Origin of the sequence: Stenotrophobium rhamnosiphilum (genome assembly GCF_003052265.1) — a bacterium.
Classification (GTDB): Bacteria; Pseudomonadota; Gammaproteobacteria; order Nevskiales; family Nevskiaceae; genus Stenotrophobium; species Stenotrophobium rhamnosiphilum.
Genome location: NZ_QANS01000003.1, coordinates 648,023 through 674,255 on the forward strand (window position 1 = coordinate 648,023; position 26,233 = coordinate 674,255).

Sequence of the window (26,233 nt, forward strand, 5' to 3'; positions counted from 1 at the left end):
GCGGTTTTACTCTGCGTCTGGTTCGCTCGCTATCTCTTCGCCCATCAGCAAACTGGCGCTCTCAGCTTGTAGCAAGCGTTGCGCCAATACAGCTGCTTGAGTTCTGCGATAAAGACCGAGTTTGCGAAGTACGGCAGTCATGTGTGCTTTGATGGTTGCTTCTGATACGTCGAGATCACCAGCAATCTGTTTATTGAGGCGACCATCCGCCAGCATCATCAGTACGCGCAATTGTTGTGGTGTCAGACTGGCGACGCGTTGAGCGAGATCGCGCTCTTTATTCTCTGCGTCGTTGGCAGTGCTTGTCGGGATGTGTTCCGGAACCCAGACGCCGCCATCGAGTACGCTCCGCAACGCAATGCCGATTTGTTCAAGTGGCGTCGATTTTGGAATGTAGGCGGCAGCACCAAAATCCAATGAGCGACGAATCACTGCAGGCTCTTCCGCCGCGGAAACAATCGCAACCGGAATAGCTGGGTACTGCGCGCGCAAATACACCAGCGATGAGAAGCCCTGCGTTCCGGGCATATGCAGATCGAGCAAGATCAGATCCGCATCGGAGTTGGCGCCGACAGCCTCTTGCAAGCTTTGAAAAGAAACGGCCTCGACGATCGCGACCCCAGGCAGGAGTCGTGTCACTGCCTCGCGCAAAGCGGCGCGAAATAAAGGGTGATCGTCAGCAATGATCAGCTTTGCGTTTTCCATGTTCTCTTGTAGTCGTTAATGCGACTGTCCCCCATACGACTTTGGTCTAAGCATACGTTGCATTCGACCTAAGGATAATAGTGTTATCGCCTCGGTTCTCCGATGCTGCTTGCGCATGGTCAAGCACCCTAGATGGTGCACTCTTTTTAGGAGGATATATGTCGCAAGACTTTCGCTTTAGCCCAAAACTGATCGCAGCGGCCATTGGCGCTGTGGCTCTTGCCGCGCCGCTGACGTCTGCGCTTGCTGCAGATACGCCTGATATCAAAATTACGTGGGGCGGTTATATCAAGCTTGATGCGTTAGCGAGCCGCTTTTCAGATAGCGCAGTAGCGCAAGGCAGCGGCCGCGATTTCTATGTGCCGAATTCGGTGGCTGTTGTTGCTCCGCCAACGGCAGAGAGTGGCCACACCTATTTAGACTCTCACGCCAAGGAAACGCGCTTGTTCATCAAAGCGGATAGCGTGATTCAAGATCACAAAGTTGGCGCTTATGTCGAAATGGATTTTCTGGTTAATCCGGGCGCAGGCAATGAAACGGTGACCAACGCTTACAACCCGGGTCTGCGTCGTGCGTACATCACTTTCGACAATTGGTTGGTTGGGCAAGACTGGAGCACGTTTCAAAACGTTGCGGCATTACCCGAAGGGCTCGACTTTATCGGTCCCACCGAAGGCACTGTGTTTGTACGTCAGCCGATGATTCGCTACAGCTGGAACAATCTGCAGATCGCTTTGGAAAATCCGGAAACCACGGTCGCTGTAAACGCCGGCACAGCGTTTGCAAACACAGACGACAACTCGGTGCCTGATCTGGTGATGCGCTACAACTTAAAGGCCGGTGGTGCCGGCGACTATGCTTTTGCAACAGTGATAAGACAGTTGGCTGATCGCGGGACGGTAGGCGGTGCACGCGCTAATAGCACCGGCTATGGCGGCACGATCTCCGGCAAGATTCCAGTTCTTGGCAGTGACGATGTGCGTTTCATGGTCAGTGGCGGCAGTGGTATCGGTCGTTATCTGGCAATCAACACGGTAGGCGATGCTGTGCTTGATGGTGCTGGCGACATCCAGCGCTTGAAAGTCATCAACGGTTTCGTTGCCTATCGCCACGCCTGGAATGAACAGTGGCGCTCCAGCATTGCCCTGTCGGCCTTAAAGGCCAGCAACAACGCCAACCTCGGCGGAGTGATCACCGAGCGTGCCCAGAGCGCTAGCGTGAATCTGCTCTACTCGCCTATCCCCAAGCTGACTGTGGGCTCAGAACTGCGCTACGCCAAGCGCACAACGATGGCCGGTAACGACGGCACGCTGTCGCGTCTGCAATTCTCGGCCAAATACGCTTTCTGACAGATTTACTTGTTTGCTCCCCCCTCGCCGCAGTGTTCGCACTGCGGCATTTTTTTGTACGCCATACGCGCTGAGCTACACGCTGAACCTCATTCAAGTGGATAATAGACGCCTACCCTTGAACCTTGGCTTTCAGCCCCTTACCGCGATGCCTGCTCATGCATTACCGACATAGTTATCACGCGGGCAATTTCGCGGACGTGTTCAAACACGTGATCTTGTGCGGCCTCATCGCCGCGATGAACCGCAAGGACAAGCCCTGGTGCGCGCTGGACACGCACGCAGGCGCGGGCTTTTACGATCTCTCCGGCGAAGGCGCGATGCGCACCGGTGAGTGGCGTGATGGCATTGCGCGGCTTGAAGGCATGGCCAATGCGCCCGAACCGCTCGCGACTTTTCTGCGCGTTGTTGCTGCAGGCAATGCGCCGGGCAAAACTTTGTACTACCCCGGCTCACCGCAGTTCATCGCCGCACTGGCGCGTGAAACGGATCGCATGATGTTCTGCGAGAAGGTGCCAGACGTCGCCGAAGATCTGCGCCGCAATATGGGCCGCGATCCGCGCATCGCTTTTCATCTGCGCGATGGTTATGAAGCGCACTCACTGCTGCCGCCGCCTGAAAAGCGCGGACTGATTTTGTTGGACCCGCCATTTGAGCGCACTGACGAATACGCCGCTCTCGCAGAATTCGTGCGCAAGAGCGTCGGACGTTTTGCTGGTGGCGTGTATGCCATTTGGTATCCGATCAAGAATCGCCACGCGGTCAATGGATTCTTGCGTCGCATTGGCCGTGAAATCGAGAAGCCATCGATCGCATTTGAATTCGATAACGGCGCTGAAGCCGAAGGCCAGATGCACGCTTGCGGCGTGGTGATTGTGAACCCGCCATTCCAGATCGAAAAAGATTTGGCGGCGAGCCTCAACATCATTGAGCGTGAACTCGCTCAGGGGCCTAAGTCGAACTACACCGTTGATTGGGTGCGTCCTGAATAATCGTAGGGTGCGCTGTGCGCACCGCGACGCTCCATTTGCAATGACTGCTGGTGCGCACGGCGCACCCTACGGTTAGGTTTAGAAAATGATCGAGACTCTGTACCAAGGCAAATTCGTCAAACTCTCCAAGAGCGGAACTTGGGAATATGCCGAGCGCGTGAACTCAACCGGGGCGGGATTCATTCTCGCGGTGACGCCAGATAAAGAACTGGTTCTCGTTGAGCAATATCGCGTGCCAATGCAAGCGCGCACGATCGAGTTGCCTGCGGGCATCATTGGCGATGAAGGCAATGACGGCGAAGCGGTAGAAGCTTCCGCAATACGCGAGTTGGAAGAAGAGACCGGCTTCCGCGCAGCACGCGCAGAAATTTTATTCAGCGGCCCTGTTGCGCCGGGCCTTGCTTCTGAAATGCTGTATCTCGTCCGCACTTACGATCTCGTGCGTGTGGGCGCAGGGGGTGGTGTCGATAATGAAAACATCACCGTGCACATCGTTCCACTCACGCAGATCGATGACTGGCTTGCAGCCAAAGGTCGCGAAGGTTTGCTGATTGAGCCGCGCATCTACGCAGCGCTGTACTTCCTGCTGCGAGAAAAATCTTAAGCGCACATCTTTATCGCGATGAGCGCAACGCTGATCGCGTCACGCTCATCGTGATCATGCTTACTGATTAAAGATGTCGTCGCCGAAAGGCACCAAGCCCGGCTGTGCGGCATAACCGAGATGTGCAACTTCGAAGATGTCTTCGATGCTGCGAAGCATCGAGTAATGGTTGTAAGGCACATCACTCACCGTGCCCGGTTTGATGAATGGCGAAACCAAAACTGCACCAATGCGACCGCCGCCTGGGCCAACGAGACCGGGGCCAGCGAGTGGAACGTTGCTAAGTGTGCCCAAGCCTAAGGTGTTGACCAGCGTTGCCAGTGGGCCGCCAACAACGGGAATCTGCAACAGCAGGTTGCCAACGGTTTGGCCGATGCCGCCGATAAAGTTCGGGCCGGCCGGTTCATTGCAGCAAGCGGCGCTGTCTTCACTGCCTTCGCCAGGAAATTCGGATTCGTCAAACGTCACGATCAGCAGGCCATCTTTTTTGAATGCTGCGGATTTCGTGATCTTCGGCACCCATTCCTTGAGGAAATCATTGATCGACTCGTAGCCGCCCGGTTTGCCATTCACGCAATCGGTGTCATGTCCGTCGTTGCAAAGATTCGGCGTGATGAAAACGTAATTCGGTGTGGTGGCAATGCTGGCCAGATCAGCGCTGAGTGCGGTCAACGGCACAACATGCGCATCGCAATTGGCTTGATCATCAATGATCGAGTGGTAATACATGAACGGGTTGTGGCGCGCCGCGTAGAGATCGGTGGCGCTCGCGCTTTGGGTTTTGTCTTGCGTGTTCAGATCAGGGTGCGCACAGGTTGCGCGACCGTCACGAGCCAGATCGTTGCCCATGTCTTCCATATAGCCTTTCCAGCTCAGGCCTTTGTCCTGCAACTGGTTGGCAATGGTTTTAACAGCGAAGGGATAAACGCAGCCGGTGCCGGTGACTTGGCCATTGCCGTCTGGCGTGGTGGTGCCAACCCAGTCGGTGTAAATGATGCAGTCCGTGCTGGTCTGCAGATTCGGAGCTTGGCCGCCAACCATGGTGATGTAGTTGTCGAGGCTGAGATGGCCAGTGCCGTGGTACTGCGTCAGCATCGCGCCCATCGCGGGCAAGTTTTTGGCTAGATACGGTGCAGGCGGCGTGCCCGTTGCCGGGAATGTTTTGGCGTAGCTCTTGTTCTCCAGCACGATGATGAAGACGTGTCCAACTTTGCTGCTGCCTCCGGTGCTCGATGTTGGCGATGAAGTGCCACAAGCAGCCAGTGCCAACGAGACAGCAAACGCAAACAGTGCGGGAAACAAGCGCATTCAAAAACCCCTTTAATTTAATTTTTCAGCGACAAGGCTAAACGTTGCACGTGACATTGATGCGAAACGCAGCCTTTTGCGTGTCGAGATTCTGTTGTCTGACGACGCACTTACTGTTGCCGCATTTAACCATAGTCGAGCTACACGGCAAGCCTGCAAAGGGATCATAAAAAGGCGGTAAAGAAGTCGCTGACCCCTAGCGTGGTGCGTAATTCTTGTTAGGGCAGAGGTGTTTTACCGGATTTCCGAGGGGCTAATTTTCTCTAGGCAGATTGTTTTATATTATTAATTAAAACAAATTAAACAAACTATTAAAAACAATCGAGCTTTGCCAGTGTGGCGCGAGCAATGTCACGCAACATTATTTTGCATTTGTGGCGCGCTGTTGGCCCGATAGTGGTTGCCCTATGGTCCCTGCTGGCCTACCCTTTGCGTCTCCAAGCCGGGGGTGCCTTCACAGGCTGAGATCAAACCCTTGGAACCTGGTCGATTATTCATCAATCGGCGAAGGGAAGGCTTATGGCGGCGAGCTATCGCGCGCCTGCTTCTCTGTCGCCCATGCGAGGTTGTGCCATGAGTGCTGTTGCTGAAGATATCCTGCAGAAAGCCGCGACATTGTCGGCTGACGTGTGCACACCGTTTCCGCAGTCCAAGAAAATTTATGTGACCGGTTCGCGTCCAGACATTCGCGTGCCGATGCGTGAAGTCACGCAGAGCGCCACGCGCACGCAGGACGGCTTCTCGCCGAACCCGCCGCTGACGATTTACGACACCAGCGGCCCGTACACCGATCCCAACGTCAAGATTGATTTGCTGCAGGGCCTGGCGCCGCTGCGCTCACCATGGATTGCAGATCGTGACGACACCACCGAGCTGAAAGGCCCGACCTCAATCTTCGGCCGAATCCGCGCCGCTGATGAAAAAACCCGTCACCTGCGTTTTGAGCACATCCGCTCGCCGCTGCGCGCCAAGCCCGGCGCCAACGTCACGCAGATGCACTACGCACGCAAAGGCATCATCACGCCGGAGATGGAATACATCGCCATCCGCGAGAACGCGCGCCTGCAAGAACTGAAAGACGTCTATCAAAAAGCCGGTTACATGAAGCGTCACGCGGGCCAGAGCTTTGGCGCCAGCATCCCTGACGAAATCACGCCGGAATTCGTGCGTAGCGAAGTCGCACGTGGCCGCGCCGTTATCACCGCCAACATCAATCACCCCGAGTTGGAGCCGATGATCATCGGCCGCAACTTCCTCGTGAAGATCAACGCCAACATCGGCAACAGCGCCGTGACCTCGAGCATTGCGGAAGAAGTCGAGAAGATGGTGTGGTCGACGCGTTGGGGCGGCGACACCGTGATGGATTTGTCGACCGGCAAAAACATTCACGAAACCCGTGAGTGGATCATCCGCAACTCGCCAGTGCCGATCGGCACCGTGCCGATCTATCAGGCGCTGGAGAAGGTCAACGGCAAGGCTGAAGACCTGACCTGGGAAATCTTCCGCGATACGCTGATTGAGCAGGCCGAGCAGGGCGTCGATTACTTCACGATCCATGCTGGCGTGTTGCTGCGTTACATCCCAATGACCGCGAATCGCGTCACCGGAATCGTTTCGCGCGGCGGTTCGATTCTCGCCAAGTGGTGTCTCGCGCATCACAAGGAAAACTTCCTTTACACGCATTTCGAAGACATCTGCGAAATCATGAAGGCCTATGACGTGACCTTCAGCCTCGGCGATGGTCTGCGTCCGGGCAGCATTGCGGACGCGAATGACGAAGCCCAGTTCGGCGAACTGCAAACGCTCGGCGAGTTGACGCAGATCGCTTGGAAGCACGATGTGCAGGTGATGATCGAAGGCCCTGGCCATGTGCCGATGCAGCTGATCAAAGAGAATATGGACAAGCAGTTGAAGGACTGCGACGAAGCGCCGTTCTACACGCTGGGGCCATTAACCACCGATATCGCGCCGGGCTACGACCACATCACCAGCGGCATCGGTGCGGCCATGATTGGTTGGTTCGGCACGGCGATGCTGTGCTACGTCACGCCTAAAGAACACCTCGGACTACCCGACAAGGATGATGTGCGCGAAGGCATCATCACGTACAAGATTGCAGCGCATGCGGCGGATCTTGCGAAGGGTCATCCGACGGCACAGGTACGCGATAACGCACTTTCAAAAGCCCGTTTCGAATTCCGTTGGGATGATCAGTTCAACCTCGGCCTTGATCCAGAAAAGGCTAAAGAGTTCCACGACGAAACCTTGCCACAGGAAGGCGCTAAACTCGCACACTTCTGCTCCATGTGCGGCCCGCACTTCTGCTCGATGAAAATCACGCAGGATGTGCGCGACTACGCAGCAAAGATTGGCGCAGACGAACAAGCTGCATTGGCAAAGGGTATGGCGGAGAAGTCGGAAGAGTTCAAGAAATCCGGCGCCGAGGTTTATAGCAAGCTGTAGTTTTTTTGTACCCTCAGTGTAGAGACACTGAGGGGATGGATGATCGGGGCCCTCCTGAAATTTATGGGCCTGTTCACATAAATAATTGAGAGAGAAATAATGAGCAACAAGCAGCCGACCATCATCTACACCCTGACCGATGAGGCGCCGCTGCTGGCGACTTATGCTTTCTTGCCGATCATGCGCAGTTTCATCGAACCTGCCGGCATCAAGATCACGACGAGCGATATCTCGCTATCGTCACGAGTGCTGGCGGCATTTCCAGAATTTCTGACGGAAGCGCAGCGCGTTCCTGATGAACTGGCTGCACTCGGCAAGCTGACGCTGTTGCCAGATACCAACATCATCAAGTTGCCCAATATCAGTGCCTCGGTGCCGCAGTTGCTGGCCGCCATCAAGGAACTGCAGGGCAAGGGTTACAAGATTCCTGATTTCCCTGAGTTGCCGAAGACTGAAGAAGACAAGGCGATCCGCACTCGTTACTCCAAGATTCTGGGCAGTGCTGTTAATCCTGTGCTGCGCGAAGGTAACTCTGATCGCCGCGCGCCTAAGGCAGTGAAGGAATACGCACGTAAACACCCACACAGCATGTCCAAGTGGAGCATGGCGTCACGTACGCACGTTGCTCACATGCGTGATGGCGATTTCTATCACGACGAAGTGTCGATTACGTTGGATCGTGCGCGCAACGTGCGCATGGAGTTGGTAACCAAGAGCGGCAAGACGCTGGTGCTCAAGCCAGAAGTGAAACTGCTGAACGGTGAAATCATCGACAGCATGTTCATGAGCAAGAAGGCGCTGTGCGAATTCTATGAAGAGCAGATGGAAGACGCGCGCCAGACCGGCCTGCTGTTCTCTCTGCACGTCAAAGCAACGATGATGAAAGTGTCGCACCCGATCGTGTTCGGCCACTGCGTCAAAATTTTCTACAAAGACGCTTTTGCCAAGCATGCCAAGACGTTTGAAGATCTGGGCATCAACGTCAACAACGGAATGGTCGATCTGTATACGAAGATCGAGAAACTGTCGTCGGGCGAGAAAGAAGAAATCATCCGCGATCTGCATGCCTGCCACGAACATCGCCCATCGTTGGCGATGGTGGATTCGGCAAAAGGCATCACCAATTTCCATTCGCCCAGCGACGTCATCGTTGACGCCTCTATGCCTGCAATGATCCGCTCCGGCGGCAAGATGTATGGCGCTGATGGTCGTCAGTACGACTGCAAAGCCGTGATGCCAGAGAGCACGTTCTCGCGTATCTATCAGGAGATGATCAACTTCTGTAAGACCCACGGCGCGTTTGATCCGCGCACCATTGGCTCAGTGCCGAACGTTGGTTTGATGGCGCAGCAGGCCGAAGAATATGGCTCGCACGACAAGACCTTCGAGATTCCAGAAGACGGCGCAGCGCGTTTCGTTGATAACGAAACCGGCGAAGTACTGACCGAACAAAATGTTGAGACCGGCGATATCTGGCGTATGTGCCAGGTGAAGGACGAGCCGATTCGTGACTGGGTCAAACTCGCCGTCACGCGCGCACGTAACTCCAACACGCCTGCAGTGTTTTGGCTCGATGCTTTCCGTCCGCACGAACACGAAGTGATTCAGAAGGTCGTGAAGTATGTGCAGGAATACGACATCAAAGATTTGAAGATCGAAATCATGTCGCAGGTACGCGCCATGCGTTACACGCTGGAGCGTCTCGTACGCGGCAAGGACACGATCTCGGTTACCGGCAACATTCTGCGCGATTATCTGACCGATCTTTTCCCGATCATGGAACTCGGCACCAGCGCCAAGATGCTCTCCATCGTTCCGCTGATGGCGGGCGGCGGCATGTACGAAACCGGCGCTGGCGGCTCGGCACCTAAGCACGTCAAACAGCTGACCGAAGAAAACCATCTGCGTTGGGATTCACTCGGTGAATTCCTTGCGCTGGGTGCAAGCCTCGAAGATATGGGCTGCAAGACTGACAACGCCCAAGCCAAGCTGCTCGCAAAAACCCTCGACGCTGCTGTCGGCAAATTGCTCGACAACAACAAGAATCCTTCGCCAAAGACCGGAGAGCTCGACAACCGTGGCAGCCAGTTCTACCTCGCCATGTACTGGTCGCAGGAACTTGCTGCGCAGTCCGAAGACAAGACGCTGCAAGCACGCTTTGCGCCGCTGGCCAAGGCACTGGCTGATAACGAGAAGGCGATTGTTGCTGAACTCGCTGAAGTGCAGGGCAAGCCAGTTGATATCAACGGTTATTACGCCAGCGATAGCGAAACATTGCAGAAGGTGATGCGCCCTAGCAAAACGCTCAATGCGGTGTTGGCGGCGGCGAACGGCTAACGCGTTTACATCAAGTGTGATTTTGTTTTAGTTCTGTTGGAGACGTTCTACTGCAAGATTCCTCCCTGCGTTCGGAATGACAAAGTGTTGTGTCATTCCGAGCATCGCGAGGAATCTTGCTGTGAAAGCCTATTACGTCTACATCATGTCCAGCTTCACCAGAACGCTCTATGTTGGCGTGACTAACGATCTGCCCCGACGTGTTTTGGAACATAAGAGCAAGCTGGTTGCAGGCTTTAGCGCAAAGTACAACATCACCGATCTCGTCTACGCAGAAGAGTATTGGGATGTACGCGAGGCGATTGACAGAGAGAAGCAGATCAAGAGTTGGCGGCGAGAGAAGAAGATTGCTTTGATTGAGTCAGTGAATACTGGCTGGACCGATCTGGCACTTTGATGTTCTTGTCATCCCGAGCAAAGCGAGGGATCTTGCTTTGTTGCTCATCGGGAAGTGTTACAGCAAGATTCCTCACTTCGTTCGGAATGACATAGAAGAGAGAGATACCCATGCGTATCGCAATCATCGGCGCCACCGGCATGATCGGCCACCACACCGCTCGTGCCGCCGTTGATCGCGGGCATGAGTTGGTGGTGGTTCATCGCGCATCGAGCAATTTGAATCAGCTCGCTGATCTTAAATTCACTTCCGCAGTTGCTGATCTGGATGATCGCGCGTCACTGACGCGGGCGTTGGTGAATGTTGACGCAGTGATCAATTGCGCGGGTTATTACCCGACGGCGCCATTGCCTTGGCGTGACGAAGTGAAAACTGCAACGATGCAGATGGATCACTTCTACGCTGCTTGTGCGCAGCACAAGCTGCACAAGATCGTCTATCTCGGCGCCGCCATCGCGCTGCCGAAAAATCCCAATGGCGAGCCCGGCGATGAAACGCTGGAATATGTCGGCGAGCCCGCCAACAAGAATCCCTATCTGCAAGTAAAAGTCGCGATGGATGCGCAGGCTCGCGCCAAGGCGCGTGAAGGTTTGCCGGTGGTGATTGGCATTCCGTCGATGACTTTAGGTGAATACGATTACGGCCCAACTACTGGGCGTCTGATTGTTGAACTCGCCAATCAAAGACTCCCCGGCTATGTGCGCGGCAACCGCAATGTGATTTATGCCGGCGATGCTGGTCTTGGCTTGATTCGTGTATGTGAAGATGGCCGCGCTGGCGAGAGATATCTGCTGACGGGCGAAAACCACAGCATGGATGCGCTGGTGCAGAAGATCACCCGCATCGCAGGCGTGCCCATGCCGCGTCCTATTCCACTGGGTGGCGCGCTGTTTGTGTCTAGGCTGCAGGCTCTACGTTATCGCTGGCTGAAAGGGCCGCTGCCCAAGGTTGATGCCACCGGCATTGCAGTCATGAGTGCGGGCCAATTTCTCTCTGGCGCGAAAGCACAGATTGAGTTGGGTTTTAACGCGAGTGTGACGACCGATGAAGCAGTGGAGCGCGCACTGCACTGGTTTCGTGCGCAAGGTTATGTCTCTGGTGCGCGTTAATGGCGCGCTAATTATTTATACGTTTCTTTTTGAAGTCAGATGGCTTCAATCACATTGAAAGGCCAAACATGAGCGCTCCTATTTCAGCAACTCTTATTCCCGGCGACGGCATTGGCCCTGAAATTGTCGATGCAACACTCGCTGCATTTGATGCGCTTGGCGTGTCGTTCAACTGGGATATTCAGCAGGCGGGTCTCGCCGGCGTAAAAGCCGCAGGTGATCCACTGCCTCCTGCCGTGCTCGACAGCATTCGCCGCACGCGTCTCGCACTGAAAGGCCCGCTGGAAACACCAAGTGGCGGCGGTTATCGCTCATCCAATGTGCGTCTGCGTGAAGAGTTCAAGCTCTACGCCAACGTGCGTCCTGCCAAGACGATGATTCCTGGCGGTCGCTTCGACAATATCGATCTGATGGTCTACCGCGAAAATCTCGAAGGCCTCTACATGGGCTACGAGCACTACATTCCGATGGATGGTGATCCAGAAGCAATCGCGATCGCGACAGGCGTCAACACGCGCCAAGGTTCGCATCGTTTGCTCCAGTACGCGTTCGAGCACGCGATTGCCAACGGCCGCAAGAAAATTGCCGTCGTGCATAAAGCCAACATCATGAAAGCCCTCACCGGTATTTTTCTTGATGAAGCCCGCAAGATGTACAAGGAAAAATACGAAGGAAAAATCGAGATGCAGGAAGTCATCATCGACGCCTGCTGTATGAAGTTGGTGATCAATCCTTGGCAGTTTGATTGCCTCGTCACCACCAATTTGTTTGGCGACATTCTTTCGGACCTTGTCGCCGGGTTAATCGGCGGCCTCGGCATGGCACCGGGTGCCAACATCGGTCAGGACGCAGCGATCTTTGAAGCAGTGCACGGCTCTGCGCCAGACATCGCCGGCAAGGGCATCGCCAATCCTGTGGCGCTGATGCTGGCCGCAGCCATGATGCTCGATCACCTCAAGATGCACGACAAGGCGACGCGCTTGCGCACATCGATTCTCGATACCTTCAACGTCGACAATGTCCGCACCGGCGATCTCGGCGGCAAGGCCAATTGCAAGGAATTTACTGCGGCGCTGGTGTCGCGTATTCGTAACGGGTAAGGTGCGGAAAGAGGTAGCTAAGCCGTATCTAAAAGCGGCACTGCCGCAGGAGTGTCATCGGAGTGGTCTAGGATTTCTGCAAAGCAGAGGGAGAGACTGCAATGTTGGAACCAGCAAACACCAGCGATAAATTAGTACGGCATTTCCGTCAGATCTTGGTCTGGCCTTTGCACTTGATGCCGATACACAAAGACGCGCAAACCCAGAAACATTGGGAGCTGCTTGAGCAGAGCACCGGCCACCCTTGGCGCGAAGTCGCAGACGAATTCACCGAGAACGCCGCCGATTTTAAAGAGCGGCATTACAACGAGTTTGTGACCTTTCTGCCCTACGTGCAGAGATTCCTGTACGGCGAAAGCCGCAACTCAGAACAAGACGGCGAACGCATTGCCTCGCCGATGCGTGTTTATCGTCGGGAAGACGTCGCCGCTGTGCGTATCACGCCGCATATCGGCGCTGAGCCGCTGACACTTTCTGTTGCGCATATCGATTTATATTTCTTTTACGACATTGACGTCGTGCTGCTCAATGTCGAAGTCCATGCCGATGATTTGCCGCTGCAAACCGCACAGAATTTGCTCTACAGCTTTGGTCGTGCTTATCCGGCAAGTTGGGATTCAGAAGGGCAGGGCCTGCATTGCCCGCATCGTGTTGAATGGATCGACGCCAATAATGAAGTGATGGCGACATCCGATTATGAACAGCGCGAAAAATATCTGAGCTTTGCCTGCCGCAACCGCGCTGCCAGCATTGCCTCACATTGGGCGTTTCTGCTTCAACCGATGGTTCTGGACCACGCGGATGAGCCGGGGCTGATTCGCTTCCGCCAGATTGAGTTCTATCGCATGCCGGTGATGGGCTATCTGGCGATGGAAAATCCACGCGCTTTGTCACACGGTGATTTCATCCGAATAGGTTTGGTCTCTGGTTCTGGCACGGATGAGAGCCTGCCGTTTTCTGAGCGGCACGTATCTGACTTTGAACAGCGCTACTGCTACGACCGCTACTGGAGCGAAGGCGCTTGCCCAGGCTCGGACACGCGCTATCTCTGTAATGGCCATGCACTGATGGTGATTGGGAATGCGCGGCACGCATTATTCACAGGCAAAGAGACAGGCGTGCTGTCACAGTTTCGCCATCAGTATTTTTTGCTGTTCATGATCGCGCATATGCAGCGATCTGCACTGCTGATGTTTTCAGATTTGTTGGTGGCGGCGCTGGATCGTCTGGATATTCAAAGCGCCGAATCCGTTCGACGCTTCAAGCGCGCGATACGCCAAAACTTTGAAACCTTCCTGCGCTTTACGCATCGCTATTGGTTTCACGAGCTGTCGGATCAGGTGCAGGTGAAAGCGCTGTATCGCATGTGCACAACGCACCTTGAGACCGAAGTGCTGCATGAAGAAGTGAAGAAAGAAATCTACGATATGAGTCAGTACCTCGATAGCGACAGCTTGCGTCGTCAAGCCAACACCGTCGTGCGCCTGACCGTCGTCACGACCTTTGGTTTGATCGGCACGGTTGTCACCGGTCTTTTCGGCATGAATCTTTTTGGCCTCGGCGAAAGGCCGCCGCACCAGCAATGGCTATTCCTGCTGCTGGGATTTGCGGGCGTCACTGCGGTGACGTTCTACACCTTATCTAAATCCAAGCGACTCTCAGATTTTCTGGATGCCGTTTCGGATGATCGTCTGCCAACAAAGGCCAAGGTGGGTTCGCTAATTAATGTTTGGCGTAAGCGCAACGATTTTGAGTAGCGCTACTCGATCGGCGGACCGTTGTTGATGTTGGGTCGAGAGACCAGCATGAACAGCGGGATCGTGAAGCAACCAACCCAAGTGATCGCAATGATCGCGTCGTTGTAGCTGAGGATGGTCGCCTGCGTTTGGACCGTCTGCATGATCCGCGCGACGGCAACAAGATAATCGTGAGTGCCGGGTAACGCAGGGATATTCGTAAAGAAATCCCGTACCGGTGTGCGGCTGACGGTGAGTGATTCCAGTAAGTGTCGATCATGCAGCGCTTGGCGCGAGTACATGATGGTGTTGATCGCAGCGAGGCCGAACGCGCCGCCGAGATTTCGCATCAGACTGTAAAGGCCACTGGCGTTTTTTACGGCGCTGGCGGGCAGCGTGCTGAAAGACAATGTGGAGCAGCAGACCAGCGCCATCATCAGACCAGCGCCGCGCAGAAACTGCGGCAGTGCGAGTTCCCAAAATCCAGTGTCTTGCGTGAGGTTGGCCATATTCCAACTGCCGAGTGCGACAAGGCTGCAGCCGATGCCGAACATCACACGCAAATCCATTGTGCGTGCCAGACGTGCGCAGAATGGCGCGACGAGAAACATGGCGGCGCCAGTAACCATCAGCGTCTCGCCAATCTGTTGGCTGTTGTAGCCACGCACCTGCCCGAGAAACAGCGGCAGAATGTAGTTGCCGGCGAACAAGGAAACGCTCAGCAACATTGCTGCAAGATTGGCGCAAGCGAAGTGCATATTTTTGAAAGGACGCAGATCGACAATCGGATGTTCAAAAGTCAGTACGCGATAGAAAAACAGCGCGCCTGATGCGGCTGCAAAGGCAGCCCAGAAGATGATGGTGCTGTCGTCAAACCAATTCTTCGCTGGACCTTCTTCCAGTACCCATTCGGTAGCGCCGAGGAACGCAGCCATCGTCAGCACGCCGGGAATATCAACAACCTTCCAAAGTTCTGGCTGTGGCCGATCGATGTCAACTAGGCTCCACACCGCTGCTGCGATCAGAAGGCCCGGCACAAGATTGATCAGAAACAACCAGTGCCATGATGAAATTTCAGTGATGTAACCGCCCAAAACTGGGCCCAGAATTGGTGCCGAAGTAGCAATGAGTCCGGTGATCACTTGCGGCACGATGCGCTTCTCTGGCGGAAACATGATGTACAGCGCAGCGAATGCGCTCGGAATCATGCCGCCACCAAGAAAGCCCTGCAGCGCGCGGAACACAATCATTGATTCGATATTCCAGGCCATTGCACAGGCCGCACTGGCGATGGTGAAGCCCAGTGCCGATATCGTGAAATAAACGCGCGTTGAGAAAATTCGTGAGAGATAACCGGAGAGAGGAATCGCGATCACTTCGGCAATCAGATAAGCCGATTGCACCCAGGCAATTTCTTGAATAGAAGCGGTGAGGCCTGCGCGGATTTGGTTGAGGCTGCTCGCCACAATCTGAATATCAAGAAAGGCCATGAACACGCCGAAGGCCATCGCGAAAAATCCAAACCAATTGCGTCGCGCTTTGGCTCGCGCAGCAGCAAGCATCGCCTCATTCGGTGGCGATGGCAGATCAGTATTTGCGCTTGTTGTGTCGCTCACGGCCAGCGATGCTAAGCGGTGATGGCCGCTCAGAACTTAGTCCGAGCAGATGAGCCATCAGGCATTAGTGGACTTTTATGGGTTGTGCCTGCGGCCGATCCGGCCTAGCCTAGTGGCAGAACTGATTAAAACCGCTGGAGCTAAGAAATGATTGTTACGCCACTTTATGCAGGCCTGCTGGCCATCTGGTTTTTGGTATTGAGCATTAAGGTTGTGCAAGGCCGCGGGCATGGGCCGAGCTTGGGTGATGGCGGTGACGCCGGCATGCTGCGCCTGATGCGCGGCCACGCCAATTTTTCTGAATATGTACCGCTGATTCTGTTGATGCTACTGGTACTGGAATTGAGCCATGTCTCGATCTACATCTTGCATGGTCTCGGCGGCACGCTGCTACTGGCGCGTGTGTTGCACGGCATCGCGTTCAGCTTCACCAGCCATTGGAAATTCGGACGCTTCTGGGGAACGGCACTTACCTTCCTCGTGCTGCTCGCCGCGGCTGGTCTTTGTATCTATCAAGGTGTACTTGGTCACATGCTGTGGTGCTGCACGCACATTCCAGAAGGTGTGGAATAGCTTCGTCTACGTTGAGTCCTATGCTCAACGCTGATAAACCTTTCTCAACTGCCAGTGAGCGCAACCGCGAGCCAATACTCGCGGTGTTGCGAGAGCATTTCTCAGATCGTCGCAGCGTTCTAGAAATTGGTAGCGGCACCGGTCAGCACGCTGTGTATTTTGCTGAAGCGCTGCCGCAACTAATCTGGCAAACCTCGGATCGTGATGAAAACCACGAAGGCATTCGGCTTTGGTTGGCAGACGCCAACTTACCGAATGTGAAAGCACCGCTAACGCTGGATGTCAGCGGCGCTTGGCCGACTCAGCTTTACGATGCGATCTATAGCGCCAACACTTTGCACATCATGAGTTGGAGTGAAGTCGAGCAGATGTTTGCACGACTGCCTCAGGTCATGACGAACGATGCAAAGTTGGCCGTCTATGGGCCATTCAATTACGACGGCCATTTCACCAGCGATAGCAATGCAGCGTTTGATGCTGCGCTACGTGCAGCGGTGCCACATCGTGGCATTCGTGATTTTGAAGCCATCGATATTCTTGCTCGGCGTGCGGGACTTCAGCTGCTTGAAGATCGCGCGATGCCTGCCAACAATCGTTGCCTCGTCTGGCAGCGTCGCGTGAATCCCTAATGATTGAAGCAAGCGCTGCTTGCCCTTGCGGTAGCGGCAAAAAATATTTGCAGTGTTGCAGCCCTTTGCATGTTGGCGCATTGGCATCGACGGCTGAAGCCTTGATGCGTTCGCGTTACAGCGCGTATGTCGCGGAGCTGGAGCCGTATGTGTTAGCGACCTGGCATGCCACGACACGTCCGTCAGCACTGGATCCTGATGAAGGTCAGAAAATCACTTGGCTGGGCTTAACAGTGAAGCGTCACGCCATCACTGGCGAAGACAGCGCCACGGTTGAGTTCGTGGCGCGTTATCGCATCGGTGGTGCTAGCGCTGTGCGGCTGCATGAGATCAGCCGCTTTGTGCGAGAAGACGGACGCTGGTTCTATCTCGACGGCAGCTTTCCCGAAAAAACTTAAGCGCGCTACGTTTAAGCGAGGCGCTTTTCAACGCTCTTGAGCGTGCCAGCAAAAGCCTTGGCGAGTTGAGGGGCAACAAGCTTTGTGACGAGTCCGCCAATGAGCGGAATGCGAATACGCAGCGTCGAAGACCAGGTGACTTCGGTGCCTGCTGCGGTTGCTTCCAATCGCACGCTGCCACCTTTGTGCTCCATTGGCGGACGCGATTTGGTGATCAGATAATCCAGTCGCACGGGTCGTTCATAAGCGGTGATCTCTTCGCGGAACCATGCCGTGCCGGCATCAATCTCACGTACGGCACCAACACCATTTTTGTGTGGCTTGCCTTTCTTCACCAACTCGGAATCTTTCACGCCGGGAAAATCCTTGTAGTTGGCGTGGTCGCTGAGCATGTCAAACACTTTTTCAATTGGCGCCTTGATCGTGCGCTTCACAACAATGGTCTGCATGTCGCTCTCCGTGCAAAAGTTTTAAATCAGGCGTGTTGAGCAGCGCGCGGTGCGCGCGTGCTCCAGATAACGCAGGCAATCAGTAGCACTTGGATGACCATGCGCACGTCTAACATCAGCGGCGTGAAATCCGGGAACAGCGCAGGGTTTTGCCACATGTAAATGTTGGCGGGTGTGACGGCAAGAATCAGCACGACCAGCCCGATCCCGGCGAGTGAGCGCCAGCGCGCAAACAAGATGCCGATCGCGCCGAGCAGTTCAAAAACGCCGCTGATGTAAACCATCGCGCGTGGCTCAGGAATGTAAGGCGGCACGATGCTGACGAAAAAATCCGTCGCCACGAAATGGCCAACGCCGCCAAAGAAAAACCAGATAAAGACGAAGCCGAGACCGGCGAGTTTTAATTTGCTCATGCGGCATCTTACGGGAATTGTTTTAGTGCGCGATGGCGCTAGCGACACCCTGATTGGCTGAAGGGTCAGGGGTTCGCACAGAAGGCTTATCGTAGGGGAATGGTTTTAATAGCGCGTCTTAATAAAACTTAATTAAATAGAAAGTAACAATCTTTATGAGCGCCATATTTACTGATCGGTCGCCCTAATAGATGTGACCCAAGCTCGGCGTGTAGGGCTCGGTGCCGTCATATACTTGCAACATTGCGAGGAGGCGCGGGCAGTATCTGCCGCGTGTGCGAAAAATTGTCGGATAGATGCGAACGCCACGATCGTTCGCCGCCACAAGTAACAACGTTTGCATGGCCTCGGGCCAGCGTTCTCCTTTGATCAGATTTAAATTGGATTCTTAGGAGAAGAACGATGCAGAACACCCTTTGTAAAATTGCGTTGCTGACAGTGCTCGTTGCACTGACGGCGTGCGGACGCAGCAGCAGTCCTGATGCAGGCAGTGGTTCTTCTGGCGATGGCAACGTCACTGTGCCGGTGACGACGTCGCGCGCTGGCAACATTTATCGCCAAGCGATCAATGTATCGGTGACGGGCGACACGCAAGTATTTCAGGTGTTTGAGCCGACGCAATTAGTGGAAGGCCAAAGCTATCCACTCGTATTGCAAGGCCATGGTTACGGCGGACATCGCGAAACCACTGCAGCCGATGGCAGCTTCATCAAGCAACTGCGCGATGCGGGTTACTACGTGATCTCGATTGATGAACGTGGCGACGGCGAAAGCAGCGGCACGGTTCGCGTGATGGATCCGGATTACGAAGGTCAGGATCTGATCGCGATTCTGGATTGGGCAGAAAATCTTGAAGGTCTGCGTCGTCGCGCCAATGGCGACATGATGGTCGGCAGCTATGGTGGCTCTTACGGCGGTATGTATCAGTTCTTGCTTGCAGGTGCTGATCCTAAACATCGTCTGCGTGTGATTGCGCCGAATATCACGCCGCATGATCTGACCTATGCGCTGAACTCCGGCAACGTTGTGAAATCCGGCTGGGGCCTTGCGCTGGTTGCGGGTGGTGAGCTGCCTTTATTGGGATTGGTCGGCGGCGATGTCACCGGTCTGCTTGCTGCACTGCCTGAAACATTGGCGCGCGTTGCAGGTGGCGACATTACGCGTCAGGACCCAACAATTTTTGAAACGCTGGTGCAGGCAGGCCTGACCAACACGTTCTCAACCACGGGTCTGAATTTCTTCAAGTATCACAGCGTCAGTTATTTCTGCGATGGTCTGCCTCCAGGGCCGCAGAGTTTCATTCTGCCAATCTCGGTGCCAGATACATTTCTGGTTTCGCCAACGCCATTCGCGAAGATCGATGCGCTGATTACGCAGGGCATGCCGGACACTTTGTTCAACTTCAACAACGGTTACGCCAACTATCAATGCCTCAAGAAAATGGGCGGCGACGTGCGTTTGATGTCGCATCAGGGCGGTCATATTTTGCCGGTTGGTTTGGGCACGGTTCCGCTTCCTCCAGGTAGCGATCTGGAAGCTGCGCTGGATCCGTTCTACGCAGCGATCAATCCGCCAGAGTTCCAGGATGCAGGCGGTGCTACGGCTTGCGGTGGCATCAAAGTGCAAGACGCTAACTTCGCTTGGTTTGAAGAAAAACTGCAGGGCAAGAAAGGCGCGATCAAACAAGTGGTCACCACCGGCAAAGACATTTGTATGAGCCTTGCCGACGGCGATGCGATTCAGGTGCGCGATGTAAAACGTGGCGGCAAGAGCTACACCATCAACAGCAGCACGCCGCAGCTCAACAGCTTGCTCGGTGTTGTCGGCTCATTGCTCGGCACGCAGGTGCGTGAAGCGCTGTTGTCAGTGCAACCGTTCTACACCGCGCCAGAGCAAGGCGCTGTGGTTGCAGGTATCCCGACGTTGAAGTTGAAGATGCAGGGTTTAACTGGCGCCGAGATGGGCGACTGCACCGCGCCGGTCGGGGTTGGTGCATGCGATCCGATTCTGTTTGTTGCGATTGGGGTGCTGCGTGCAGGCTCTGCAAATTGGGAGCCGATCAATGCACAGTACACGCCGGTTCGTGGCTTTGGTGATCACAACGTAGACATGAACGGCATTAGTGTTCGTCTCCAGCCTGGAGACAAGCTGGGCTTGTTGGTGTCTGCGTTTACTGCGCAGTATCCAATCACTTGGTCGCGCGACATATTGGTGCCAGCGATTACTTTGAGTGGCTCGTTCCAAGTGCCGATCTTGTCTTCGTCTGACATCGTTCGCCAAGGAATTTAAGTTTTAAAAGAAAAGCCGCTGGCTCATAAGAGTTAGCGGCTTTTTTGTTGCTGAAGATCCACGTAGGGCGGGAGCATCCCGCCTTTCGCGCGTGATAGGCGGGATGCTCCCGCCGTACGAATGCCTTACGCCGCTAACGCCAACGTCCCGTTCTGATAATCCGTAATCGCCTGTTCAATCTGCTCACGCGTATTCATCACAAACGGACCGTACTGCACCACCGGTTCGCGCAATGGTTTTGCCGCCAGCAAAATCAAACGCGCACCTTGCGAGCCTGCTGTCAGCGTGACCTCATCGCCTTGCGAAAGAACGCCAGCGCCTTGAGTCGGCAACTGCTTGTCGCCGACGCTCACGCTACCTTCGTAGCTGTAAACAAAAGCGTTGTGACCGTTGGTGACCGATTGCGTAAAGCTTGCGCCTGCAGGCAAATGCACGTCGAGATAAAGCGGTTCAGTCGTCAGCCCATTGATCGGGCCTTCAACTTTCTTGCCGTCGATATCAGCGCTGCCTGCAATCACTTTCACCTGTCCGCCATTGGCCAGCGATGCCGTCGGAATATCTGAAGCCTGAATATCGCGATAAGCCGCGGGCTTCATCTTTTCTTCTGCGGGCAAATTGATCCACAACTGAAAGCCGCGCATGCGTCCGCTCTCTTGCTGTGGCATCTCGGAGTGGATGATGCCGCGACCTGCGGTCATCCATTGCACGCCACCGCTCTTGAGTTCGCCGACATTACCCATGTGATCTTCGTGACGCATATGCCCATCGAGCATGTAGGTCACCGTTTCAAAACCACGATGTGGATGTGCGGGAAAACCTGCAACGTAATCGTCCGGATTCTCGCTGGAGAATTCGTCCAACATCAGGAAAGGATCAAGACGCAGCGTTTGGCTGGCGCCCAGACTGCGGCGCAGTTTTACACCTGCGCCGTCTGAAGTTGGCATGCCGGGAATCACTTGGTGCAGCGTACGTGTGTTCATGACGTGCTCCGTGAAGCTCAATAGATTTAAGACTAATTACCGCGACGGTCGAGGCTGTAAGCGCCAGGGCCATTCGCAGCGATGATTAAGAAACCGCCAGCCATCGCAACGTTCTTGAAGAACATGATGAACTGGGTTTGGTCGCCAAGATTGCTGTGAAAGAGCGCAGCGGAAGCGACGCTAAATCCAGCCAGTGCCAGTGCGATCAATCGCGTTTGAAAACCTGCGATGAGTAACAAGCCGCCGCCGAGTTCAAGTGCGATCACCAGCGGCAACATCGCGCCCGGCACGCCCATCGCGGCCATGTATTGCTGCGTGCCTGCGTATGCAGTGATCTTGCCTGCGCCTGCGAGGACAAAGATGGCGGCCATCAAGATGCGACCGGTGAGTTCAGCGCTGTTCTGTAATTTGCTCATGTTGTTCTCCCTTAGATGAATTGATTAAGCGGCCAGTTTTTCTGGCGTGGTCAAAAGACCTATTGCAGCATTGGCTTTGCCGAGGTTGGCTTCTGCGCTTTCTGGACCATATGCCAGACCTTCAGCGTAGACAAATTCAACATCGGTGACGCCGATGAACTTCAAGAAGTCGCGTACATATTGCGTCTGCGTGTCCGCTGGCGTGCCGGCATAGAAGCCGCCGCGCGTTGCAAACACATAAACCTTCTTGTTCGTGACCAAACCGACAGGGCCGGTTGCCGAATATTGAAAGGTGATGCCGGCGCGAGCGATGTGGTCGAAGTAAGCCTTGAGCTGCGATGGGATGCCGAAGTTGTACATCGGCAGGCCAATGGCGATGGCGTCGGCGTTCTTGAGTTCATCAATCAGCGCGTCGGAATAGTCGGTGACGGCTTTCTGTTCTACGGTGCGATCTTCTGGCTTGGTCAGAAAAGCCTGAAAGCGTTCAGCAGTGAGATGCGGCACGGCGTCGTTCGTTGCGAGGTTGCGTGACTTCACCGTCGAGCCAGGATTAGCGGCCTGCCATGCGCTGATGTAGCTCTTGGCGAGCAAGCTGGACTGGCCGCCATCGGCGTTAAGGCTGGTATTGAGCTGGAGTAAGGTTTTCATGGGACACCTCCGTGAAGAAATGGGGTCCGATACATGGGGTGTATCGGGGTGTCGCTATTAAAGGATTTACTGGATCGATAAAAAAGATCAATATTTAGCCAATAACCATCCAATAATTAGATTGATCGCCCGATGACCGCTAACCCCAAGATCACGCTGGAACAGTGGCGCGCCCTGCTCGCCGTCGTAGACGAAGGCGGTTATGCGCAGGCGGCGGAAGTGCTGCACAAGAGTCAGTCCGCGGTGACGTATGCCGTGCAGAAGCTTGAAAGCATGCTTGGGGTGAAGGCCTTTGAGATCCAAGGTCGCAAGGCCATTCTCACGCCAACGGGTCAGCTGCTTTATCGCCGCGCTCAGGTTCTGCTCAATGAAGCGGGCGAATTGGAAAGCACTGCGCGCGCCGTGTCGTCTGGGTGGGAGGCGGAGATTGGTATTGCCGTTGAAGTGATTTTCCCTTCGTGGCTGATGGTGGATTGCCTCGCCAAGTTTGGTTTGGAGAGCCCACACACCCGCATTGAGATGTATGAGTCGGTGATGAGTGGCACCTCGGAGCTGTTGCTGCAAGGCAAGGTTCAAGTCGCCATCGCGTCATCAATCCCGGTGGGGTTTCTCGGCGACTCTTTAATGCGTATGCGCTTCGTCGCGGCGGCGCATCCGGATCACCCGCTGCACAAACTTGGGCGCGCATTAACTATGCGTGATCTGCGCGCGCATCGACATCTGGTTGTGCGCGATACCGGCACCAAACGCTCCGCGCGAACGGTGTCGATAGAAGCGGAGCAGCGCTGGACCTTGAGCCACATGTCCACTTCAATCCAAGCCGCGCGCATGGGCTTTGGGTTTTCCTGGTACCCGGAATATCGAATTCTCGATGAGATGAAAGCGGGCACGCTCAAACCGCTGCCACTCAAAGAAGGGGCCGAACGTTACGCCGAGCTGTACCTGATCATCGCCGACCCAGAAGCCGCTGGCCCCGGCACGCGCCGACTCGCAGAGATTTTGCGTGGCTCGGTTGCGGAGGGCTGCGCGAGGGCGCAGGAATTGGGCTTGGCAGAAACCGAGATGGGCGATGAAAAGGCCAGAGCCAAATTGGCGGTCACGCCGGCGATCAAAACCAAGCCAGAGACCAAAAAGAAGACTCGCCAAGTGTAAAGATTGAGCGGCACGTCACTTTGTTTGCCGATGATAATCATTATCATCTATGATGATGCATCGGACGACGCCTTAGGGCGTTTGTACGCAAAGTGATTACACATTAGCCAGCTTGAGTGCGACAGCGCCCGAGTCAGCCATTTCGATCCCGCACAGGGAGTTAAAGCGAAGTGCCTGACGATCTCCCGTCCATTGCCTTTAACCGCTCATGTGCAGTCATCGCTGCGCGTAACGCTTGCTGCGTCCCTGTGCGTCTGCGCATCGCCAATAAACTTTAGGGAGTTTTAGTTTGAGCCAGTTTAAAAAAGTAGGCCTTACCCATTCGCTGCCACCACGCCGCGCTTCAGTGTCGCTGATGGCCGCTGCCGTGTTCGCGACTTTTGCAGCGCCGATGGTGATGGCCGCTGATGAAGTAGCTCCGGTGCAGCTCGAAACCGTCGTTGTGAATGCAAGCGCCGACGCTTCTGCTCAAGGCTTGTCCAAAGCCTACGCAGGCGGCCAAGTCGCACGCGGTGGCCGCGCCGGTATTCTCGGCACCAAAGACAATCTCGACACGCCGTTTGCGATCACCAGCTACACCAATGAACTGATTCAAGATCAGCAAGCGCAGAGTGTTGGTGAAGTTTTGCAAAACGACCCGGGCGTTCGCATCGCACGTGGCTTCGGCAACTTCCAAGAATCATTTTTCATTCGTGGCTTTCTTTTGAGTTCGGATGATATTGCGTACAACGGTCTCTACAGTCTGTTGCCACGCCAGTACATTGCGACAGAATTATTTGAGCGTGTAGAAGTACTGCGTGGTGCTTCTGCATTCCTTTCCGGCGCGTCTCCGGGTGGCGATGGCCTTGGCGGTGCAGTAAATCTTTTGCCTAAGCGTGCGCCGAATGCGCCGCTGTCACGATTCACTGCCGGTTTTGATGGTGAGCAATTCACGGATGCCGTCGACGTTGCACGTCGCTTTGGCGCTGATAAAGAATTTGGTGTCCGCGTCAATGCGGCTTACCGCGATGGCGAGACCGCAGTTGATAACGAACAAACCAAGTTGGGATTGGTCTCCGTTGGCTTCGACTGGCGCGGCCAATCTGCACGCGTATCGGCTGACTTGGGTTATCAGGACAATCAGCTTGATCAAACGCGCCCAAATGTTTCTTTAGGCGGCTCAACGTTTGTTCCGAAGGCACCTGACGCCAGCACCAACTTTGCGCAGTCGTGGACTTATTCTAACGAGCGCGATCTGTTCGGTACGCTGCGTGGTGATACGACATCAGCAAAGCTGTTACAGCTTGGATCGCGTACGGTCTGCGTCGTAGCGAAGAAGCGAACTCTCTTGCGAATCCGACGATTACTAATGCCAGTACTGGCGATGCAGAAACCTATCGTTTCGATAACACGCGCAAGGATCAGGTCAACACAGGTGAGCTGGGACTGCGTTGGAAATTGGCAACGGGTCCTGTATCGCAAGAACTGGTTTTCTCAGCATCGGCTTTTGAGCTGAAGATTCGGAGCGCATATGCCTTCGATTTCCTGACTACCCAAGCTACAAACATCTATGAACCCTTGGATTCCGCCAAGCCAGCATTTGGTCCGGGCGCTTTCTTCGGTGGGGTACTTGATGCACCCGCACTTACTGGAAAGACTCGCCTGACCAGTTATGCAGTGGGCGATACAGTCGGCTTGTTCTCTGATCGACTGTTGATCACCGTCGGTGCTCGTCAACAGAAGATCGAAGTTGGCATCAATTCTGACTACAGCAAGACGCGCACGAGTCCATCGGTCGCTGCGGTGTTTAAGGTCAACAAAATGCTTTCGGTGTATGGCAACTACGTTGAAGGTTTAAGTCAGGGCGAAACGGCGCCAAACACAGCAGATATCGGCATGGGAAATCAGCCGGTAAATAACGCAGGCGCTCAACTTTCTCCTTACGTCACTAAACAGAAAGAAGTCGGCGCTAAGTTTGATGCAGGCAGACTCGGCGGTAGTGTCGCGCTGTTTAGCACGGATAAACCACGTGCCTTCGTAAATACAAATTTGGATTACGTTGCATCGGGTAAAGACCAGCATCGTGGCGCTGAGCTGAATACCTATGGCGTTGTGATTAGTGGCTTCCGCGTTCTGGGTGGCGTGACCTGGCTGGATGCTGTGCAGAAAGAAACTGGTCCTGTAGGGCTAGATGATAAGCACGTGATTGGCGTGCCTCGTCTCCTTGGAAACTTGGGCGCGACTTGGGACATGCCATGGACCGATGTGAGCTTGGATGCGCGCATCGTTTACACGGGCAGCAGCTATGCCGATTCCGCCAACACACTGAAGGTGCCAGCCTGGACGCGTGTTGATCTTGGTGCGCGCTACGGCATCGAGTTGGGCGAGAACACGCTGACGCTGCGTGCACGAGTCGATAACGTTGCTGATAGAAACTACTGGGGTTCAGTAGGCGGCTATCCTGGCGCGGGTTACTTAGTCGTTGGCGCACCGCGCACCTTCGCGCTGAGCGCCTCGCTGGATTTTTAAAATTTTAGAATGAACGCCCGCACGTTTAGCGCAAGGATGCGTGAACGTGCGGGTTTTTCTGT

The 26,233-nt window shown here is 54.8% G+C and carries 22 protein-coding genes and 1 pseudogene; 15 read left to right on the plus strand and 8 right to left on the minus strand.

The genetic code is table 11. From position 1 onward, the window contains the following. Nucleotides 1-6: 6 nt before the first annotated feature. Nucleotides 7-705, minus strand: a complete 699-nt coding sequence (locus tag CJD38_RS10520) for a response regulator (protein WP_107940275.1) — start codon at nt 703-705, stop codon at nt 7-9. A gap of 158 nt (nt 706-863) precedes the next feature. Between CJD38_RS10520 and CJD38_RS10525 the strand changes: the two genes are divergently transcribed. The 3 genes from CJD38_RS10525 (at nt 864) to CJD38_RS10535 (ending at nt 3,650) form a co-directional block, all read left to right on the plus strand. After that, entirely contained in the window at nt 864-2,054 is a 1,191-nt protein-coding gene (locus CJD38_RS10525) for a DcaP family trimeric outer membrane transporter (RefSeq protein ID WP_240783592.1), read from the plus strand. Nucleotides 2,055-2,212: 158 nt separating this feature from the next. Next, the gene (locus CJD38_RS10530) at nt 2,213-3,046 is read left to right on the plus strand and encodes a 23S rRNA (adenine(2030)-N(6))-methyltransferase RlmJ (RefSeq protein WP_107940276.1); all 834 of its coding nucleotides are present in this window, start codon (nt 2,213-2,215) and stop codon (nt 3,044-3,046) included. 85 nt (nt 3,047-3,131) lie between these two features. After that, a complete protein-coding gene (locus tag CJD38_RS10535) occupies nt 3,132-3,650 on the plus strand; it encodes an NUDIX hydrolase (protein ID WP_107940277.1) in 519 nt (172 codons plus the stop codon). A gap of 60 nt (nt 3,651-3,710) precedes the next feature. Here CJD38_RS10535 and CJD38_RS10540 read toward each other — a convergent pair whose 3' ends face one another. After that, nucleotides 3,711-4,958: an alkaline phosphatase family protein gene (locus CJD38_RS10540; protein ID WP_107940278.1), complete on the minus strand. Its 1,248-nt coding sequence runs from the start codon at nt 4,956-4,958 to the stop codon at nt 3,711-3,713. Nucleotides 4,959-5,531: 573 nt separating this feature from the next. Between CJD38_RS10540 and thiC the strand changes: the two genes are divergently transcribed. The 6 genes from thiC to CJD38_RS10570 all read left to right on the plus strand — a co-directional run bounded on the left by thiC (nt 5,532) and on the right by CJD38_RS10570 (nt 14,121). Beyond that, nucleotides 5,532-7,421: a phosphomethylpyrimidine synthase ThiC gene (gene thiC / locus CJD38_RS10545; RefSeq protein ID WP_107940279.1), complete on the plus strand. Its 1,890-nt coding sequence runs from the start codon at nt 5,532-5,534 to the stop codon at nt 7,419-7,421. A 99-nt stretch (nt 7,422-7,520) separates the two neighbouring features. After that, entirely contained in the window at nt 7,521-9,758 is a 2,238-nt protein-coding gene (locus CJD38_RS10550; RefSeq protein ID WP_107940280.1) for an NADP-dependent isocitrate dehydrogenase, read from the plus strand. Between the two features lie 121 nt (nt 9,759-9,879). Next, the gene (locus CJD38_RS10555) at nt 9,880-10,155 is read left to right on the plus strand and encodes a GIY-YIG nuclease family protein (RefSeq protein WP_206362946.1); all 276 of its coding nucleotides are present in this window, start codon (nt 9,880-9,882) and stop codon (nt 10,153-10,155) included. Between the two features lie 110 nt (nt 10,156-10,265). Further along, nucleotides 10,266-11,264: an NAD-dependent epimerase/dehydratase family protein gene (locus tag CJD38_RS10560; protein ID WP_107940281.1), complete on the plus strand. Its 999-nt coding sequence runs from the start codon at nt 10,266-10,268 to the stop codon at nt 11,262-11,264. A gap of 68 nt (nt 11,265-11,332) precedes the next feature. Beyond that, complete coding sequence (locus tag CJD38_RS10565) at nt 11,333-12,364, plus strand: isocitrate/isopropylmalate family dehydrogenase (RefSeq protein WP_107940378.1); 1,032 nt, start codon at nt 11,333-11,335, stop codon at nt 12,362-12,364. A gap of 101 nt (nt 12,365-12,465) precedes the next feature. Then, on the plus strand, nt 12,466-14,121 hold the full coding sequence (locus CJD38_RS10570; RefSeq protein ID WP_107940282.1) for a CorA family divalent cation transporter: 1,656 nt from the start codon (nt 12,466-12,468) through the stop codon (nt 14,119-14,121). 2 nt (nt 14,122-14,123) lie between these two features. On the opposite strand, the gene CJD38_RS10575 is transcribed toward CJD38_RS10570, so the two are convergent. Further along, the gene (locus tag CJD38_RS10575; protein WP_206362947.1) at nt 14,124-15,716 is read right to left on the minus strand and encodes a DHA2 family efflux MFS transporter permease subunit; all 1,593 of its coding nucleotides are present in this window, start codon (nt 15,714-15,716) and stop codon (nt 14,124-14,126) included. Between the two features lie 147 nt (nt 15,717-15,863). Here CJD38_RS10575 and CJD38_RS10580 point away from each other — a divergent pair, with 147 nt between their 5' ends. From CJD38_RS10580 to CJD38_RS10590, 3 genes are read left to right on the plus strand one after another with little or no spacing between them, the layout of a single operon-like run. Further along, entirely contained in the window at nt 15,864-16,289 is a 426-nt protein-coding gene (locus CJD38_RS10580; protein WP_107940284.1) for an MAPEG family protein, read from the plus strand. A gap of 20 nt (nt 16,290-16,309) precedes the next feature. Further along, complete coding sequence (locus tag CJD38_RS10585; protein ID WP_107940285.1) at nt 16,310-16,918, plus strand: DUF938 domain-containing protein; 609 nt, start codon at nt 16,310-16,312, stop codon at nt 16,916-16,918. Then, nucleotides 16,918-17,316 carry a YchJ family protein gene (locus CJD38_RS10590; protein WP_107940286.1) on the plus strand — a complete coding sequence of 133 codons (399 nt, stop codon included), beginning with the start codon at nt 16,918-16,920 and terminating at the stop codon, nt 17,314-17,316. Before CJD38_RS10585 ends, CJD38_RS10590 begins: the two co-directional genes overlap by 1 nt. Nucleotides 17,317-17,327: 11 nt before the next feature. Here the strand turns inward: CJD38_RS10590 and CJD38_RS10595 are convergent, their stop codons facing one another. Further along, complete coding sequence (locus tag CJD38_RS10595; protein ID WP_107940287.1) at nt 17,328-17,765, minus strand: SRPBCC family protein; 438 nt, start codon at nt 17,763-17,765, stop codon at nt 17,328-17,330. Nucleotides 17,766-17,791: 26 nt separating this feature from the next. Next, nucleotides 17,792-18,178, minus strand: coding sequence for a DoxX family protein (locus tag CJD38_RS10600; RefSeq protein ID WP_107940288.1), 387 nt, complete (start codon nt 18,176-18,178; stop codon nt 17,792-17,794). A gap of 402 nt (nt 18,179-18,580) precedes the next feature. Here CJD38_RS10600 and CJD38_RS10605 point away from each other — a divergent pair, with 402 nt between their 5' ends. After that, on the plus strand, nt 18,581-20,467 hold the full coding sequence (locus CJD38_RS10605; protein WP_107940289.1) for a CocE/NonD family hydrolase: 1,887 nt from the start codon (nt 18,581-18,583) through the stop codon (nt 20,465-20,467). A 125-nt stretch (nt 20,468-20,592) separates the two neighbouring features. Here the strand turns inward: CJD38_RS10605 and CJD38_RS10610 are convergent, their stop codons facing one another. Genes CJD38_RS10610 through CJD38_RS10620 form a run of 3 tightly spaced genes read right to left on the minus strand, consistent with a single transcriptional unit; the run spans nt 20,593 to nt 22,511 of the window. Beyond that, entirely contained in the window at nt 20,593-21,447 is an 855-nt protein-coding gene (locus tag CJD38_RS10610) for a pirin family protein (protein ID WP_107940290.1), read from the minus strand. 32 nt (nt 21,448-21,479) lie between these two features. Next, a complete protein-coding gene (locus CJD38_RS10615) occupies nt 21,480-21,863 on the minus strand; it encodes a DoxX family protein (protein WP_107940291.1) in 384 nt (127 codons plus the stop codon). 24 nt (nt 21,864-21,887) lie between these two features. After that, nucleotides 21,888-22,511, minus strand: a complete 624-nt coding sequence (locus tag CJD38_RS10620) for an FMN-dependent NADH-azoreductase (RefSeq protein ID WP_107940292.1) — start codon at nt 22,509-22,511, stop codon at nt 21,888-21,890. Between the two features lie 132 nt (nt 22,512-22,643). Between CJD38_RS10620 and CJD38_RS10625 the strand changes: the two genes are divergently transcribed. Together CJD38_RS10625 and CJD38_RS18930 are read left to right on the plus strand one after the other, a co-directional pair. Further along, entirely contained in the window at nt 22,644-23,663 is a 1,020-nt protein-coding gene (locus tag CJD38_RS10625) for a LysR family transcriptional regulator (protein WP_107940293.1), read from the plus strand. 355 nt (nt 23,664-24,018) lie between these two features. After that, nucleotides 24,019-26,171 (plus strand): annotated as a pseudogene (locus tag CJD38_RS18930) (TonB-dependent receptor). Nucleotides 26,172-26,233: the final 62 nt, after the last annotated feature.